The sequence below is a fragment of the Rhodococcus sp. KB6 genome, assembly GCF_001445685.1.
Lineage (GTDB): Bacteria > Actinomycetota > Actinomycetes > Mycobacteriales > Mycobacteriaceae > Rhodococcus_F > Rhodococcus_F qingshengii.
On record NZ_LNAK01000159.1, the window covers coordinates 1 to 241 of the forward strand.

1 pseudogene is annotated in these 241 nt (G+C 66.8%); it reads right to left on the bottom strand.

The features are described 5' to 3' along the window. Positions 1–241 (bottom strand): annotated as a pseudogene (locus tag ASU23_RS34405) (hypothetical protein); the annotation flags it as partial.

Below are 241 nucleotides of genomic sequence, written 5' to 3' on the forward strand. Positions count from 1 at the left end.
GCGCCTTGCCCGCGCGTACCCCGGACTCGATGCGGTGTGCGAGGAGCAGGTCGCAGAAGCCGCGGATGAAGTCCCGCAGGCGGTGTGGGTCCGTTGTCAGGCACGGGCCCTGATCGGCGGGGGTGTCGATGTAGCGTTGCAGCCATTTCAGGGCGTCCAGGCGCGATTTGACCGTGCTCCACGAGTACCGCTCCGTGGTCAGGCCCGCCGAAAGCCAGTACTTCGCTCCTTCACGCAACCA